The 16,900-nt window shown below is 71.7% G+C and carries 12 protein-coding genes; 9 read left to right on the top strand and 3 right to left on the bottom strand.

From position 1 onward, the window contains the following. Window positions 1-15: 15 nt before the first annotated feature. Window positions 16-1,473, bottom strand: a complete 1,458-nt coding sequence (locus tag JK361_RS26785; RefSeq protein ID WP_201822525.1) for a cytosine permease — start codon at window positions 1,471-1,473, stop codon at window positions 16-18. A gap of 170 nt (window positions 1,474-1,643) precedes the next feature. Here JK361_RS26785 and ftsY point away from each other — a divergent pair, with 170 nt between their 5' ends. Further along, window positions 1,644-2,846, top strand: a complete 1,203-nt coding sequence (gene ftsY, locus JK361_RS26780; protein ID WP_201822523.1) for a signal recognition particle-docking protein FtsY — start codon at window positions 1,644-1,646, stop codon at window positions 2,844-2,846. Between the two features lie 117 nt (window positions 2,847-2,963). On the opposite strand, the gene JK361_RS26775 is transcribed toward ftsY, so the two are convergent. After that, complete coding sequence (locus JK361_RS26775; protein ID WP_201822521.1) at window positions 2,964-3,620, bottom strand: bifunctional DNA primase/polymerase; 657 nt, start codon at window positions 3,618-3,620, stop codon at window positions 2,964-2,966. Window positions 3,621-4,078: 458 nt separating this feature from the next. On the opposite strand from JK361_RS26775, the gene nsdA reads away from it, so the two are divergent. The 6 genes from nsdA to ftsH all read left to right on the top strand — a co-directional run bounded on the left by nsdA (window position 4,079) and on the right by ftsH (window position 14,055). Continuing rightward, complete coding sequence (gene nsdA / locus JK361_RS26770) at window positions 4,079-5,557, top strand: transcriptional repressor NsdA (RefSeq protein WP_201822519.1); 1,479 nt, start codon at window positions 4,079-4,081, stop codon at window positions 5,555-5,557. Window positions 5,558-6,185: 628 nt separating this feature from the next. Beyond that, window positions 6,186-7,526 (top strand): ammonium transporter, encoded by a 1,341-nt coding sequence (locus JK361_RS26765; RefSeq protein WP_201822517.1) that lies wholly within the window; start codon window positions 6,186-6,188, stop codon window positions 7,524-7,526. Continuing rightward, window positions 7,523-7,861 (top strand): P-II family nitrogen regulator, encoded by a 339-nt coding sequence (locus tag JK361_RS26760; protein ID WP_201822516.1) that lies wholly within the window; start codon window positions 7,523-7,525, stop codon window positions 7,859-7,861. The genes JK361_RS26765 and JK361_RS26760 overlap by 4 nt, the downstream gene beginning before the upstream one ends. A 44-nt stretch (window positions 7,862-7,905) precedes the next feature. Further along, complete coding sequence (locus JK361_RS26755) at window positions 7,906-10,392, top strand: [protein-PII] uridylyltransferase (protein WP_201822514.1); 2,487 nt, start codon at window positions 7,906-7,908, stop codon at window positions 10,390-10,392. Between the two features lie 84 nt (window positions 10,393-10,476). Next, window positions 10,477-12,027 (top strand): signal recognition particle protein, encoded by a 1,551-nt coding sequence (ffh, locus tag JK361_RS26750; RefSeq protein WP_201822512.1) that lies wholly within the window; start codon window positions 10,477-10,479, stop codon window positions 12,025-12,027. Window positions 12,028-12,114: 87 nt separating this feature from the next. Further along, on the top strand, window positions 12,115-14,055 hold the full coding sequence (ftsH, locus tag JK361_RS26745; RefSeq protein WP_201822510.1) for an ATP-dependent zinc metalloprotease FtsH: 1,941 nt from the start codon (window positions 12,115-12,117) through the stop codon (window positions 14,053-14,055). An 85-nt stretch (window positions 14,056-14,140) separates the two neighbouring features. On the opposite strand, the gene JK361_RS26740 is transcribed toward ftsH, so the two are convergent. Further along, the gene (locus tag JK361_RS26740; RefSeq protein ID WP_201822508.1) at window positions 14,141-15,025 is read right to left on the bottom strand and encodes a class I SAM-dependent methyltransferase; all 885 of its coding nucleotides are present in this window, start codon (window positions 15,023-15,025) and stop codon (window positions 14,141-14,143) included. Window positions 15,026-15,542: 517 nt separating this feature from the next. Between JK361_RS26740 and JK361_RS26735 the strand changes: the two genes are divergently transcribed. After that, the gene (locus tag JK361_RS26735; RefSeq protein ID WP_201822507.1) at window positions 15,543-16,139 is read left to right on the top strand and encodes a hypothetical protein; all 597 of its coding nucleotides are present in this window, start codon (window positions 15,543-15,545) and stop codon (window positions 16,137-16,139) included. 337 nt (window positions 16,140-16,476) lie between these two features. Continuing rightward, window positions 16,477-16,896, top strand: coding sequence for a 30S ribosomal protein S16 (gene rpsP, locus JK361_RS26730; protein WP_071370664.1), 420 nt, complete (start codon window positions 16,477-16,479; stop codon window positions 16,894-16,896). The last annotated feature ends 4 nt before the right edge of the window (window positions 16,897-16,900 follow it).

The raw sequence follows: 16,900 nt of genomic DNA, 5'->3' as shown, positions 1-16,900 counted from the left end.
CCGGGCGGGCCCCCGTCAGGCGTCGGCGGTCACCCGCTCCTCGGTGGCCCCGGCAGCCTCGGTGGCCGCGGCCGGGGTCGCCGCCGGCTTGGGCAGGACCAGGTACAGCAGGCCCGAGATCACGATCGTGGCGACCCAGCCGAGGCCGTACTCGCCGATCACGTTGTTCTTCGCGAGCGGGCCGGTGAACCAGTCCGAGGTGGTGAACATCAGGCCCGACAGCAGGCCCACCGCCCAGGCGGCCACGGCCGCGGGGGAGAACCCGCCCCGGTACCAGTAGGCGCTGGTGCGCGTGGTGTCGGCCATGGCCGCGCCGTCGTACTCGGTGCGGTGCAGCATGTCCGCGCCGAACACGCCGACCCACGCGGAGAAGGCGACCGCCAGCAGCGACAGGAAGGCGATGAACGAGCCCATGAAGCTCGTCGCCACCAGCATCAGCACCCCGCCGAAGATCAGCGAGATCACGGCGTTGACCGAGACCGCCCAGTGCCGCGGCACCTTGAAGCCCAGGGTCTGCGCGGTGAAGCCCGCCGAGTACATCGACATCGAGTTGATCAGCAGCATGCCGATCAGCGCGATGCACAGGTACGGCACCGCGATCCAGGTCGGGAGGATCTCGCCGAGGAAGGACACCGGGTCGGTCGCCGAGGCCAGGTCCGGCGTGGAGACCGCCATGACCGCGCCCATCAGGACCATCGGGAGCACGACGACACCGGCGCCGCCCACCGCCGTGCCCACGATCGCCCTAGAGGACGCCGTGCGCGGCAGGTAGCGGGTGAAGTCGGGCGCGGACGGGATCCAGCTGACACCGCCGGCCGCGATCATGCCGATGCCGGTGATCACCGCGGCCGTGGAGCCGGCGCTGTGGTCCATCACCTTCGACCAGTCGGTATTCGCCGCCAGGTAGCCAAGCACCAGCACCGAGAAGACGCCGAAGACATAGGTCGCGTACTTGTTGCACTTCTGCACGGCGTTGATGCCGAGCCCGGAGATCGCGAAGGTCGCGACGACGAACACCAGCAGCGTCACCATGTCCAGCACGCTGTTCGCCTCGACGCCGAACAGGATGTCCAGGATGGTGAGCATCGCGTAGGCGCCGGTCACCGCGTTGATCGTCTCCCAGCCCCAGCGGGCGACCCAGATCAGCGAACCGGGCAGCAGGTTGCCGCGCTGTCCGAAGACCGCGCGCGACAGCGCCATGCCGGGCGCGCCGCCCCGCTTGCCCGCGATGCCGATCAGGCCGACGAGGCCGTACGACACGATCGGCGCCGCCACGGCGACGACCAGCGCCTGCCAGATGTTCAGGTGGTACGCCACGACGAGGCTCGCGCCCATCGTCAGCAGCAGCACGCTGATGTTCGCGCCGACCCAGGTGGGGAACAGCTCCCGGGTCCGTGCGGTGCGCTCGTGGTCGGGGACCTGCTCGATACCGCGGGTTTCGAGAGCGCCCTCGGTCTCGACGGATTTGCTCATGAAAGAGGTGCCAGACGTGGGGGGACAGAGTGACGTGGGGACTCTACGCGCGTGGATAGAGCCCCCACCATCGTACTTTGCTCCGAGTCCTCATGCTAAGTGGCCTTTGTCTCTCAGAGGAAGCCACAAACGGGGTTCTGGTGGACCCCATGGCCGATACTGGTCGGGTTATGGAAACCGTCATCCTTGCTGTAGTCATCGCCGTGGTCGTGCTCTGCGCGCTCGGCGGGCTGATCGTGGGCAGCCGACGCCGGAAGTCGCTGCCTCCGCCGCCCCCGAAGACGCCCGACATCACCGCGCCCCCGGCCGAGCCGCACGTCGGCGACGAGGCCGAGACGCCGCGCGACGAACCGCGCCGGACGATCGAGGAGGTGGATCTCCCGGGCGGCCCCGCACCGGTCGTCGTCGAGGAACCCCCCGTTGTCGAGGCTCCCGCGATCGAGATCCCGGAGCCCACCGCAGGCCGGCTGGTCCGCCTGCGCACCCGCCTGTCCCGCTCGCAGAACGCCCTCGGCAAGGGCCTGCTCACGCTGCTCTCCCGCGAGCACCTGGACGACGACACCTGGGAGGAGATCGAGGACACGCTGCTCACCGCCGACGTCGGCGTGCAGCCCACCCAGGAACTGGTCGAGCGCCTGCGCGAACGCGTCAGGGTGCTCGGCACCCGCACCCCCGAGGAGCTGCGCGGTCTGCTCCGCGAGGAACTCCTCGAGCTGATCGGCACCGACGCCGACCGCACGGTCAGGACCGAGCCCGAGGACCGCAAGCCCGGCATCGTGATGGTCGTCGGCGTCAACGGCACCGGCAAGACCACCACCACCGGCAAGCTCGCCCGGGTGCTCGTGGCCGACGGCCGCACGGTCGTCCTGGGCGCCGCCGACACCTTCCGCGCGGCCGCCGCCGACCAGCTCCAGACCTGGGGCGAGCGCGTCGGCGCCTACACCGTGCGCGGTCCGGAGGCGGGCGACCCCGCCTCCGTCGCCTTCGACGCGGTCAAGGAAGGCAAGGAGATGGGGGTCGACGTCGTCCTCATCGACACCGCCGGCCGCCTGCACACCAAGACCGGCCTCATGGACGAGCTGGGCAAGGTCAAGCGGGTCGTGGAGAAGCACGCGCCGCTGGACGAGGTGCTGCTCGTCCTGGACGCCACCACCGGCCAGAACGGTCTGGTGCAGGCCCGCGTCTTCGCCGAGGTCGTGGACATCACCGGCATCGTGCTGACCAAGCTGGACGGCACGGCCAAGGGCGGCATCGTGGTCGCGGTCCAGCGCGAGCTGGGCGTGCCGGTCAAGCTGGTCGGGCTCGGCGAGGGCGCGGACGACCTCGCGCCGTTCGAGCCGGAGGCGTTCGTGGATGCCCTGATCGGTGACTGACCCCGCCTCCGGATCTCCGGAGGTGCCTCGCCCGGCCGGGAACGCTCCCGGTGATCGCGAGAAGCGCCCGCCCCCGAGGTGCAGTCGGGGACGGGCGCTTCGCCTTTCGGCGGCGGATCAGGTGCGCGACCGATGGGCGACGTACGCCAGGGTGCCCAGCAGCAGCCGGGCCGCCGGCGGCCGGGTCGCGGAGTCCAGTGCGGGCGGGCGCAGCCAGCGCACCGGGCCCAGGCCGCCCCGGTCGGAGGGTGGTGCGGTGATGTACGCCCCGGGGCCGAGGCCGCGCAGGTCGAGGGCGGCCGGGTCGTCCCAGCCCATGCGGTAGAGCAGCCGGGGGAGGTCGGCGGCGGCACCGGGAGCGACGAAGAAGTGGGCGCGGCCGTCCGGGCCGACGGTGACCGGGCCGAGGGGGAGGCCCATGCGCTCCAGGCGGACCAGGGCGCGACGGCCGGCCTGTTCGGAGACCTCGATGACGTCGAACGCCCGGCCGACCGGGAGCATCACCGAGGCGCCCGGGAACTCGGACCAGGCCTTGCTCACCTCGTCCAGCGTGGCCCCGGCCGGCACGCGCGGGGCGAAACGCAGCGGATGCGCTCCCGGCGCCGGGCAGTCGGACCGCCCGCACGAGCAGACGTCCCCGGCAGCCCGCGCCCCCGGCGCCACGTCCCAGCCCCACAGCCCGGTGAACTCGGCGACGGCGGTGCACTCCGCGGAACGGCCGCGCCGACGTGTGCCGGAACGGATCTCGCGGATGCCGCCGATCGTGAAGCCCATGCCCCCTCCAACGGGTCCAGCGCGCCGGTGGTTACGACACGGAGTGAGATGGAAGCGGAAAGTGACGCTACGGCTCCGCCTTCCCGTGCGGTTGCGTGGCCAAGGCGGCGCCTTGGAGCGCACCGGGTGGCACACGGGGGGTCATGCGCCCCCGCGTACATCACTCCGCCGTCTTCCGGTCGTCCTGTGTCAAGTGAATCGTGCGGAGCCGACCGTGAGTTCATTCGAAGGGGTGGCGAATGGTGGCGTTTCCGGGATCCCCGTGGCTGGACGGGTGATCGTAGGATTACTGTGAGTGTGCGGGTCCTGGGGGCACATGCATTCGTGGGTATGCCGGAGGCAAGTCGTCGGCTCGTTCGAAGGGTGAGAACCGGCGGACGGCAAGCCGTACTTACCGGCATTCTGATAGGGTTTGGCGCATCAAGGCGACAAGTGGTCTCGGGAATGGGGGCGTTCCAGTGGGCGGCAACGGCGGTAGCGGGACGAACGCTGACAAGCGCCCCAACGAGCTGCTCGGCTCGTGGTTCGTGCGCAGCGGCTGGTCCAAGGGCGAGCTGGCCCGCCAGGTGAACCGCAGGGCACGCCAGTTGGGTGCCAACCACATCTCCACCGACACCTCGCGGGTGCGCCGCTGGCTCGACGGGGAGAACCCGCGCGAACCGATCCCGCGGATCCTCTCGGAGCTGTTCTCGGAGCGCTTCGGCTGCGTGGTGTCCATCGAGGACCTCGGCCTGCGCGCCGCCCGCCAGTCGCCCGCGGCCTCGGGCGTCGACCTGCCGTGGACGGGCCCGCAGACGGTCGCCCTGCTCGGCGAGTTCTCCCGCAGCGACCTGATGCTCGCCCGGCGCGGCTTCCTCGGGACCTCGCTCGCGCTGTCCGCGGGCCCCTCCCTCATCGAGCCCATGCAGCGCTGGCTCGTGCCCACCCCGGGCTCCCCGGTCCCGGCCGAGCCCCAGCCGGCGGTCGACATGCGCAGGCCGGGCCGGCTGTCCCGGCCCGAGCTGGACCTGCTGGAGTCCACCACGCGCATGTTCCGCCAGTGGGACGCCCAGTGCGGCGGCGGGCTGCGCCGCAAGGCGGTCGTCGGCCAGCTGCACGAGGTCACCGACCTGCTCCAGGAGCCCCAGCCCGAGGCCACCACCCGCAAGCTGTTCCAGGTCGCCGCCGAGCTGGCCGAGCTGGCCGGCTGGATGTCGTACGACGTCGGCCTCCAGCCCACCGCGCAGAAGTACTTCGTGCTCGCCCTGCACGCGGCCAAGGAAGCCGGCGACAAGCCCCTCGGCTCGTACATCCTCTCCAGCATGAGCCGCCAGATGATCCACCTGGGCCGGCCCGAGGACGCGCTGGAGCTGATCCACCTCGCCCAGTACGGCAGCCGTGACTGCGCGAGCCCGCGCACCCAGTCCATGCTGTATGCGATGGAGGCCCGCGCCTACGCCAACATGGGCCAGCCGGGCAGGACCAAGCGCGCGGTCCGCATGGCCGAGGACACCTTCGCCGAGGCCGACGAGTGGGACGAGCCGGACCCCGACTGGATCCGTTTCTTCTCCGAGGCCGAGCTGTACGGCGAGAACTCCCACTCCTTCCGCGACCTCGCCTACATCGCCGGACGCAGCCCGACCTACGCCTCCCTCGCCGAGCCGCTCATGCAGCGGGCGGTCGAGCTGTTCGCCAAGGACCCCGAGCACCAGCGGTCGTACGCGCTCAACCTCATCGGCATGTCCACCGTGCACCTCCTCCAGCGCGAGCCCGAGCACAGCACCGAGTACGCCGCGCGGGCCATGGACATCGCCAAGAAGGTCCGCTCCGAGCGGGTGAACACCCGTATCCGGAAGACGGTCGACACGGCCGTACGCGACTACGGCGACCTCGCCGCCGTGGTCGGCCTCTCCGACAAGCTCGCCGTCGACCTGCCGGAGACCGCGGAGGCGGTCTGACCCACCCGTGACCGCGAAGGCGGTCCCAGCCACCCATGACCGCGAAGGCGGTCCGACCACCCGGTACACCCAAAGCCCCGGCCGCGGCCGGTCCTCCCGAACTGCCCGACTCGGCTCCCCCATGCCAGGTCATCGAGAGGCCGGCCGCGGCCGGCTCCTTCTCGCGCCCGAACCGGCGCCGCCCCCGCGGGCGTGACCGCCCGCCGCAGACGCCCACCGGCCGGCGGACCGCAGTGCTTCCCCGGTCCACGGCCCCCAGTGCTTCCCCGGTCCACGGTCCGCAGTGGTTCCCCGGTCCACGGTCCGCAGTGGTTTCCCGGCCCGCGGTCCGGTCGTACACGCGTGGTGATCGCGGTCCTGCCCGCCCGATCGCCGCGGCCGCACGTGCGTGAAGGCCCGGTCGTGGTCACGATGGTTGCGCCACGATAACGATCGGTGCGCCCGGCCTCCGGCAGTTCATGGACGCGTAACACGCCAGGTGCCTTCGTCACCCCGGCGAAACAACGAGGGGCCTCCACCGAAACCGCGCTGCGCCAATCTCATGGCGCATAACCGGCCCACGCCTCAACCCGACCGGACCGCTCAGGCACCGCCCGCACGGGGCCGCACAACCGACGAGGAGACGCCGATGGCACCAGCCATCATGCTTGCGGCGGACACACCCAGACTGTCGTCCGCCAACACAGGCTTCATGCTCATCTGCTCCGCCCTGGTGATGCTCATGACCCCGGGCCTGGCCTTCTTCTACGGAGGCATGGTCCGCGTCAAGAGCACCCTGAACATGCTGATGATGAGCTTCATCAGCCTCGGGATAGTCACCATCCTCTGGGTGCTCTACGGCTTCTCCCTCGCCTTCGGCACGGGCAGCAGCCTCCTCGGCTGGAACGCCGACTGGATCGGCCTCAGCAACATCGGGCTGACGGAACTCTGGGACGGCTACACCATCCCGGTCTTCGTCTTCATGGTCTTCCAGCTGATGTTCGCGATCATCACACCGGCCCTGATCAGCGGTGCCCTCGCCGACCGGGTCAAGTTCTCCGCCTGGGCGCTCTTCGTCACCCTGTGGGTCACGATCGTCTACGTCCCGGTCGCCCACTGGGTCTGGGGTGCCGACGGCTGGGCCTACAAGCTCGGCGTGATCGACTTCGCGGGCGGTACGGCGGTCCACATCAACGCAGGCGCGGCGGCGCTCGGTGTCATCCTCGTCATCGGCAAGCGCGTCGGCTTCAAGCGGGACCCGATGCGCCCGCACAGCCTCCCGCTGGTCATGCTCGGCGCCGGTCTCCTCTGGTTCGGCTGGTTCGGTTTCAACGCCGGCTCCTGGCTCGGCAACGACGACGGCGTAGGCGCGCTGATGTTCGTCAACACGCAGGTCGCCACCGCCGCCGCCATGCTGGCCTGGCTCGCCTACGAGAAGATCCGGCACGGCGCGTTCACCACCCTGGGCGCCGCCTCCGGCGCGGTCGCCGGCCTGGTCGCCATCACCCCGTCCGGCGGCGCGGTCTCCCCGCTCGGCGCGATCGCCGTCGGCGCCATCGCCGGTGTCGCCTGCGCCGCGGCCGTCGGCCTGAAGTTCAGGTTCGGCTTCGACGACTCCCTCGACGTCGTCGGCGTCCACATGGTCGGCGGGATCATCGGCTCGCTGCTCATCGGCTTCTTCGCCACGGGCAAGGGCCAGTCGGAAGCGACCGGCGTCTTCTACGGCGACCACTCCTTCGACCAGCTGTGGAAGCAGTGCGCGGGTGTCTTCGCGGTCCTCGCCTACTCCCTGGTCGTCTCCGCCGTCCTCGCCTTCCTGCTCGACAAGACCCTCGGCATGCGGGTCACCGAGGACGAGGAGGTCTCCGGCATCGACCAGGCCGAGCACGCCGAGACCGCATACGACTTCAGCGGCGCCGGCGGCGGGATCACCGGAAGCCTCGCCGCCTCGGCCCAGGCCGCCGCGCAGACCAGGAAGGTGGACGCATGAAGCTCATCACGGCCGTCGTGAAGCCGCACCGGCTCGACGAGATCAAGGAGGCCCTCCAGGCCTTCGGCGTCCACGGCCTGACGGTCACCGAGGCCAGCGGCTACGGCCGGCAGCGGGGCCACACCGAGGTCTACCGCGGCGCCGAGTACACCGTCGACCTCGTCCCGAAGATCCGCATCGAGGTGCTGGCCGAGGACGACGACGCCGAGCAGCTGGTCGAGGTCATCGTCAAGGCGGCCCGCACCGGCAAGATCGGAGACGGCAAGGTGTGGTCACTGCCGGTCGAGGCCGCAGTACGGGTCCGCACGGGCGAGCGCGGGCCGGACGCGCTCTGACACAGGAGAATCTGGGTCAGGGGAAACAGGACGGGAGTCACCGGGTGACGGGTACGGATGTGCACAAAGAGACGGAAGACTCAGGTCCCGGCGGCTACGCGGCGGCCCGGCTGCGCCTCCTCACCGAGGAGGCGCGGTCCGGGCCGCCGCGCCGTACCGCCCTCGCCGAACTGACCGACGACTGGCTCGCCGGACTGTTCGACGCGGCGGCCGCGGAGCTGCCCGGTGCCGCGCTCGTCGCCGTCGGCGGCTACGGCCGCCGGGAACTGTCCCCGCGCAGCGACCTGGACCTCGTCCTGCTGCACGACGGCTCCGACTCCGGCGCGATCGCCGCCCTCGCCGACCGGCTCTGGTACCCCGTCTGGGACCTCGGCATCACCCTCGACCACTCCGTGCGCACCCCCGCCGAGGCCCGGAAGACGGCCGGCGAGGACCTGAAGGTCCACCTCGGCCTCCTGGACGCCCGCCACCTCGCCGGCGACCCCGCCCTCACCGCCGGGCTGCGCGCCGCCGCCCTCGCCGACTGGCGCAACCAGGCCCCCGAACGCCTCCCGCAACTCCAGGAGCTGTGCGCCGACCGCGCCGCACGCCAGGGTGAACTCCAGTACCTGCTGGAACCCGACCTCAAGGAGGCCCGGGGCGGCCTCCGCGACGCCACCGCCCTGCGCGCCGTCGCCGCCTCCTGGCTCGCCGACGCCCCCCGTGAGGGCCTGGCCGACGCCCGCCGTCGCCTGCTCGACGTACGCGACGCCCTCCACCTGGCCACCGGCCGCGCCACCGACCGGCTCGCGCTTCAGGAGCAGGACCAGGTGGCCGCCGAACTGGATCTGCTGGACGCCGACACCCTGCTGCGGCAGGTGTACGAGGCGGCGCGGGTGATCGCGTACGCCAGCGACGTCACCTGGCGCGAAGTGGGGCGCGTCCTGCGCTCGCGCGCCGTGCGGCCCCGTCTGCGCCGACTGGCGATCAGAAGGACGGTGGCGGGCGACGGGAGGGCGCCGGGCGGCAAGCCGGCCGCGGAACGGTCGCCCCTGGCCGAGGGCGTGGTCGAGCAGGACGGCGAGGTGGTGCTCGCCCGAACCGCGCGCCCTGAACGCGACCCCGTGCTCCCGCTGCGGGCCGCGGCCGCCGCCGCACAGGCCGGCCTCCCGCTCTCCCTGCACGCCGTACGGCACATGGCCGCCACCACGCGCCCCCTGCCCACCCCGTGGCCCGCCGAAGCCCGGGAACAACTGGTCACCCTGCTCGGCTCCGGCCGCCCGACGGTCGACGTCTGGGAGGCCCTGGAGGCCGAGGGCCTGATCACCCGCCTGCTCCCCGACTGGGAACGGGTCCGCTGCCGGCCCCAGCGCAACGCCGTCCACCTGTGGACGGTCGACCGGCACCTGATCGAGACCGCCGTCCGCGCCTCCGAACTCACCCGCCGCGTCAGCCGCCCCGACCTGCTGCTGGTCGCCGCCCTGCTGCACGACATCGGCAAGGGCTGGCCCGGCGACCACTCGGTGGCCGGCGAGATCATCGCCACGGACGTCGCCACGCGCATCGGCTTCGACCGCGCCGACGTGGCCGTCCTGTCGGCACTCGTCCGCCACCACCTGCTGCTGGTCGAGACGGCCACCCGCCGCGACCTGGACGACCCCGCCACCGTCCGCTCGGTCGCCGAGGCGGTCGGCACCCAGAGCACCCTGGAGCTGCTGCACGCCCTGACGGAGGCGGACGCCCTCGCGACCGGCCCGGCCGCCTGGTCCACCTGGCGCGGCTCCCTCGTCGCCGACCTCGTACGCCGCGTCGGGGCCGTCCTCGCCGGAGACGCACCCGACGAGCCCGAGCCGGCAGCGCCCACCGCCGGGCAGGAGCGGGTCGCCATCGAGGCCTTCCGCACCGGCGGCCCGGTCCTCGCCCTGCGCGCCCAGCCGGAACCCGTGCCCGACGAGGAACCGTCCGGTGATCCGGAACCGCTGGGTGTGGAACTCCTCATCGCCGTCCCCGACCAGCCGGGCGTACTGCCCGCGGTCGCCGGCGTGCTCGCCGTGCACCGCCTCACCGTCCGCACGGCGGAACTGCGTGCCCTGCGCCTGCCGGACGACGTGGACGACGAGAGCACGGTCCTCCTGCTCAACTGGCGGGTCGCCGCCGAGTACGGCTCCCTGCCCCAGGCGACCCGCCTGCGCGCCGACCTCGTCCGTGCCCTGGACGGCTCCCTGGACATCGCCGGCCGGCTGGCCGAGCGGGACGCCGCCTACCCCCGGCGCCGCGGCTGGACCGCCCCGCCGCCCAGGGTGACGGTGGCGCCGGCGGCCTCCCGGCACGCCACGGTCATCGAGGTCCGCGCCCAGGACGCACCGGGCCTGCTGCACCGCATCGGGATGGCCCTGGAGAAGGCGGGCGTGCGGGTGCGGAGCATGCACGTGAGCACCCTGGGCTCCAACGCGGTGGATGCGTTCTATGTCACGACGGGGGCGGGCGCGCCGCTGCCCGACGGGGACGCGACGTCGACGGCGCGGGTCCTGGAGGAGACGTTGCGGGGATGACCCTGCCCCGGTGCCGTCGGCGCCGGGATACCCTGGAGGGCGATTCCTACAAGACCGTCACCGACCCCGAGGACCGCGAGCGCCGTGTTCGACACTCTCTCCGATCGCCTGTCAGCGACTTTCAAGAACCTGCGCGGCAAGGGACGGCTCTCCGAGGCGGACATCGACGCCACGGCGCGCGAGATCCGTATCGCGCTCCTCGAAGCGGACGTGGCCCTGCCTGTCGTCCGCACGTTCATCAAGAACGTCAAGGAGCGCGCACTCGGCGCCGACGTCTCCCGGGCGCTGAACCCGGCGCAGCAGGTCCTCAAGATCGTCAACGAGGAACTGGTCACCATCCTCGGCGGCGAGACCCGGCGGCTGCGCTTCGCCAAGCAGCCGCCGACCGTGATCATGCTGGCCGGTCTCCAGGGTGCCGGTAAGACCACCCTCGCGGGCAAGCTCGGCCGGTGGCTGAAGGAGCAGGGCCACTCCCCGCTGCTGGTGGCCTGTGACCTGCAGCGCCCGAACGCCGTGAACCAGCTGAGCGTCGTCGCCGAGCGTGCCGGCATCGCCGTGTACGCCCCGGAGCCGGGCAACGGCGTCGGTGACCCGGTGAAGGTCGCCAAGGACTCCATCGACTTCGCGCGGTCCAAGGTCCACGACATCGTGATCGTGGACACCGCCGGCCGCCTCGGTATCGACGCCGAGATGATGCAGCAGGCCGCGGACATCCGGGACGCCGTCTCCCCGGACGAGATCCTGTTCGTCGTCGACGCCATGATCGGTCAGGACGCGGTCAACACCGCCGAGGCGTTCCGTGACGGCGTCGGCTTCGACGGCGTGGTCCTCTCCAAGCTCGACGGTGACGCCCGCGGTGGTGCGGCCCTGTCGATCCGGCAGATCACCGGCAAGCCGATCATGTTCGCGTCGAACGGCGAGAAGCTGGACGACTTCGACGCGTTCCACCCGGACCGGATGGCCTCCCGCATCCTCGACATGGGTGACCTGCTCACCCTGATCGAGCAGGCGGAGAAGACGTTCAGCCAGGAAGAGGCCCAGAAGATGGCCTCGAAGCTGGCGTCCAAGAAGGGCCAGGACTTCACCCTGGACGACTTCCTGTCCCAGATGGAGCAGGTCAGGAAGATGGGCAGCATCAGCAAGCTGCTCGGCATGCTCCCGGGCATGGGCCAGATCAAGGACCAGATCGCCAACCTGGACGAGCGGGACGTCGACCGCACCGCCGCGATCATCAAGTCGATGACGCCGGGCGAGCGCCAGGACCCGACGATCATCAACGGCTCCCGCCGCGCCCGTATCGCCAAGGGTTCCGGCGTCGAGGTCAGCGCCGTGAAGAACCTGGTCGAGCGGTTCTTCGAGGCCCGCAAGATGATGTCCCGCATGGCCCAGGGCGGCGGTATGCCGGGCATGCCCGGGATCCCGGGCATGGGCGGTGGCCCCGGCCGGACCAAGAAGCAGCCGAAGAAGGCCAAGGGCAAGCAGCGTTCCGGCAACCCGATGAAGCGCAAGCAGCAGGAGCTGGAGGAGGCCCAGCGCCGCGAGGCCGCCGCGCAGAACGGCGGCGCCTTCGGTCTGCCGCAGCAGGGTGGCCAGGACTTCGAGCTGCCGGACGAGTTCAAGAAGTTCATGGGCTGACCGGGCCCGTACGTCGTCGGGGCGCCCTTCCGCCGGAGGGGCGCCCCTGCGCATGCCGGTCCCCGGCCGGTGTCGTACCTTCCGGATATGACCAACCCTGCTCCGCCGCGCAGGTCGCCGGACCAGCCGTGGCGTACCGAGGGCGCCCCGGAGGAGCCGCCGCAGCAGTCGCCCGGCGGGCGGAGGATGCGGGGCGGCTGGTGGCGGCTGATCCTCGCCGCGCTGATCGTGTACCTGATCGCGAACCTGGTGCTGTCGTACTTCGACCAGGCCAACGAGCCGACGATCTCCTACACCGAGTTCAGCAGGCAGGTGAACGACGGCAACGTCGACAAGATCTACGCCAAGGGCGACTCCATCCAGGGCCAGCTCAAGAAGGAGCAGGACAACCCGGCGGGCGGCGGCGGGCACACCAAGTTCAACACCGAACGGCCGTCCTTCGCGGACGACGATCTGTGGGCGAACCTGACCAAGCACAAGGTCACCGTCACGGCCGAACCGGTCGTCCAGCACCGTAGCTTTCTCGCCAACCTCCTCATCTCGCTGGCGCCGATGATCCTGCTGGTCGCCGTGTGGGTGTTCATCGCACGGCGGATGCGCGCGGGACTCGGCGGCGCGGGCGGCATGCTCGGGCGGAAAGCACCGCCGAAGCCGGTGGAGCTGGTGCCGGGGGAGAAGCGCACCACCTTCGCCGATGTGGCGGGCATCGACGAGGTCGAGGGCGAGCTGAACGACGTCGTCGACTTCCTGAAGAACCCCGACGCGTACCGCCGGATGGGTGCGAAGATGCCGCGCGGCGTGCTGCTGGCGGGGCCGCCCGGCACCGGAAAGACGCTGCTGGCGCGGGCGGTGGCCGGAGAGGCCGGCGTGCCGTTCTTCTCCGCCTCGGCCTCCGAGTTCATCGAGATGATCGTGGGCGTGGGCGCCTCCCGGGTACGGGAGCTGTTCGCGGAGGCCCGCAAGGTCGCCCCGTCGATCATCTTCATCGACGAGATCGACACCATCGGGCGGGCGCGCGGTGGCGGCGCGTCGGTGGGCGGACACGACGAGCGCGAGCAGACGCTGAACCAGATCCTCACCGAGATGGACGGCTTCTCCGGCTCCGAGGGCGTCATCGTGATCGCGGCCACCAACCGCGCCGACATCCTCGACCCGGCCCTGACTCGTCCCGGCCGCTTCGACCGGATCGTCCAGGTCTCGCCGCCGGACCGCGGCGGCCGGGAGGCCATCCTGGAGATCCACACCCGCGGCATCCCGCTCGCCGACGACGTCGACCTGGCCCACGTGGCCCGTACGACCCCGGGTATGACGGGCGCCGAACTGGCGAACCTCGCCAACGAGGCCGCGCTGCTCGCCGTGAAGCGCAAACAGCAGCGGGTGACCCCGTCCCACCTCTCCGAGGCCCTGGAGAAGATCCAGCTCGGCGCGGAGCGGGCGCTGGTGATGCCGGAGGACGAGCGCCGGCGCACCGCCTACCACGAGAGCGGGCACGCCCTGCTGGGCATGCTCCAGCCGGGCGCCGACCCGGTCCGCAAGATCACGATCGTGCCGCGCGGCCGGGCGCTCGGGGTGACCCTGTCGACGCCGGACGCGGACAAGTACGCGTACACCGAGGAGTACCTGCGCGGCCGGATCATCGGCGCGCTGGGCGGCATGGCGGCCGAACACGTCGTCTACGACGTGATCACCACCGGCTCCGAGAGCGACCTGGAGCAGGTCACCAACATCGCGCGCGGCATGGTGTCACGGTGGGGCATGAGCGAACAGGTCGGCCGGCTCTCCGCCCTCCCCAACGACGCCCAGCAGGCGTACGGTCTCGCCGCCGCCCCGCAGACGCTCGACGTGATCGACGCCGAGATGCGGCGGATCGTGGACGAGTGCTACGAGGAGGCGTGCCGCAAACTCCGCGACCACCGGGGACAGCTGGACGCGCTGGCGCGGGCCCTGCTGGAGAGCGAGACCCTGGAGGAGGCGGACGCGTACCGGATCGCCGGGATCACCCGCCTGACCAAGGACGGCGACACCTGAGGCAGCCCCACCGGACCAGGCCGCCCCGGACGCCGGCGGCCGCGTCACCAGCCTGCCCGGCCTGATCCAAACGAAAGACCCTAGCCTAGGGCACACGCGCGATCAGATAGCGGAAGACGTTCGGCATCCACACGGTGCCGTCCGGGCGCCGGTGCCGGTGCAGGGCCTCCGTCAGCTCCTTGTCGACCTGTTTGGCGTCGGTCGCCGCGGTCGCCGCGTCGAACAGGCCGGTCGACAGCAGCCCCCGTACGGCGCTGTCGAGGTCGGCGTACCCGAACGGACAGGCGACCCGGCCCGAGCCGTCCGGCTTCAGCCCGGCCCGTCCCGCGGCCTCCTCCAGGTCGTCACGCCGGGCGGGCCGCCAGCCGCGCGCGCTGCGCAGCGGATCGGCCAGCCGGGCGGCCACCCGCAGCACGGAGGAGGTGGCGCAGCGCTCCGGCGGCCCCCAGCCGGCCAGCACCACCGCGGCCCCGCGCGCGGCGGACGGAAGCGCGCCGGCGAGCAGTTCGCCGAGCCCCTCGGAGTCGCCCGCGAGGCCGCCGATCGGCTCGAAGACGGTCACCAGGGTGTACGGGGCCGTCTCCGCGCCGGCCCCGGCCGCGGGCGGACCGTCGAGGAGCGTCACCGCCGTACGCGCGCGTGCGCCGCGCCCGGCGTCCGCGCCCCTGCCGGGCCGGCCGTCCGGCAGGAAGCGCTCGCGGGCGAGGGCGAGCCGTTCGGGCGAGGCGGAGTCGACGCCGGTGACCGCGGCGCCCCGGGAGGCCGCCGTCAGCAGGGCGAGCCCGGAGCCGCAGTTCAGGCCCAGCAGCCGGGTGGCGGGGCCCACTTCGAGCCGGTCGTACACGGCCTGGTGGAGCGGTACGAGCATCCGCTCCTGGATCTCGGACCAGTCACGCGCGCGTGCGCACCGGTCCACGCGAGGTGCCGAATCCGCGTGAGACACGTGCTGTCGCACGAGCGTAGGTGTCATAGAAGCGCCCCAATCCGCCGGCAGTCGCCGCTGTCCCGGTTGTGTGGCCCCCGTGTCGTGCGCGCGCACTTCCCACGTATGCCAGGTAACTCCCGGCTCGCGGTGCCGTCCAGGGGTCGTGGGCCCCGGCTTGGGCCCCGGACGCGGGTGTGGCGAGATTTCACGTCCCGGCAACCTGGAGGGCCGTACGGTGTGCGCCCCGGGGCCGGGCCGGTGGCGAGGGACGGAGCGGTGCCCGGTAACGTCACGAGCACCGGCGGCGCTGACCGGAGTGGGGCATGCGCGCCGAGAGCGGCCGAAACACCTCTTGCGCAGCGGCCGGCCACCGTCGCATCGGCACTCACGGGTGCTGCGTAGCGCGGACTACGCACCAGCTTGGTAGGAGCTGTGACGCTTCTCCGCAGATCAGCGCACCCGCCCTCGTCAGGACGCATCAGCGGCAACTGACGGGTACGTGCAAATTATTTGGGATGCCCCGGAATAGGAACACAGTGGCACCCCCGCTCGTTGTCATTACGTGAGCACGACACAGACACCACCTGTTCTCGCCGCAGAGCTGGCGCAGGCGTGGGCCGACATTCAGCGGTACCACCCCGAGTTGCCGGACCTTGCCGCGCCAGAGTCCCTGATCGGGGAGTCGTCGTCCGCGTGCGGTCACGAACTCTCCTTCGAGCGACTGCTCCACGAGGCCGTCCACGGCATCGCCGCCGCCCGCGGCATCCGTGACACCTCCCGGGCCGGCCGCTACCACAACCGCCGCTTCCTCGCGATCGCCGAGGAGCTGGGTCTGGACCACCCCGACGAACCGCACCCGAGCAGCGGTTTCTCGCTGGTCACGCTCAACCCCGAGGCGAAGAGGCGCTACCGCCCGACCATCGAGCGGCTCCAGCGCGCCCTGAAGGCCCACACAGCGGCCACCTCCGCCGACACCTCCCGCACCTTCCGGGGCCCGGCCGCCCGGCACGGCTCCTCCGGCGGCGGCGTCCGGGTCAAGGCGGTGTGCGACTGCGGCCGCAACGTCCGGGTGGTCCCCTCGGTCCTGGCCCAGGCCCCGATCGTCTGCGGCGGCTGCGGCAAGCCGTTCCGGATCCCGGAGGTCGTAGGAGCGGCGTGAGCGCGGCCGCGGACGTACCGGCATCTCGTGGGTGCCGGGACCGCGGACGACGAGGGGCGCACCGTGCCGTCCACCGCGGGCGGCCGGGCGGCACGGCCGGCGCACCCGGCGTACGGACACCTCCACGCCGGGTGCCTCCCAGGCATGCCCGGCCCCGGCTCACACCCCCTCGGCCGAGAGCGACCCGCAGGGTGTGGCACAATGGCTAGCTGTACTCGACAGTCGCACAGGACCCCTCTCTCCTCCGGCTGACGCGTCCATCGGGCATTCGGGTACCGCAACCCCACGCGGCAGCTCGCCGTGCCCAACCACGTCAAATCCAGGAGAATCCACTCCCGTGGCAGTCAAGATCAAGCTGAAGCGTCTGGGCAAGATCCGTTCGCCTCACTACCGCATCGTCGTCGCCGACTCCCGTACCCGCCGTGACGGCCGGGCCATCGAGGAGATCGGCAAGTACCACCCGACCTACAACCCGTCGGTCATCGAGGTGGACGCCGACCGCGTCGCGTACTGGCTGGGTGTCGGCGCGCAGCCGACCGAGCCCGTCCTCGCCATCCTGAAGAAGACCGGCGACTGGCAGAAGTTCAAGGGCGAGCCCGCCCCGGCGCCGCTGCTCGTCGCGGCTCCGAAGGCCGCGCGTCCGTCGTTCGAGGCGCTCGGCGGTGACGACGAGGGCAAGGGTGAGGCCATCACCCAGAAGAAGAAGGCTGAGAAGAAGGACGAGGCGGCTGCCGAGTCCGAGTCGACCGAGGCCTGAGCAG

The sequence above is a fragment of the Streptomyces musisoli genome, assembly GCF_016741855.1.
GTDB lineage: Bacteria > Actinomycetota > Actinomycetes > Streptomycetales > Streptomycetaceae > Streptomyces > Streptomyces musisoli.
The sequence above is the reverse complement of the archived record's forward strand: the minus strand, read 5'-3'. Positions and strand labels throughout refer to the sequence as shown.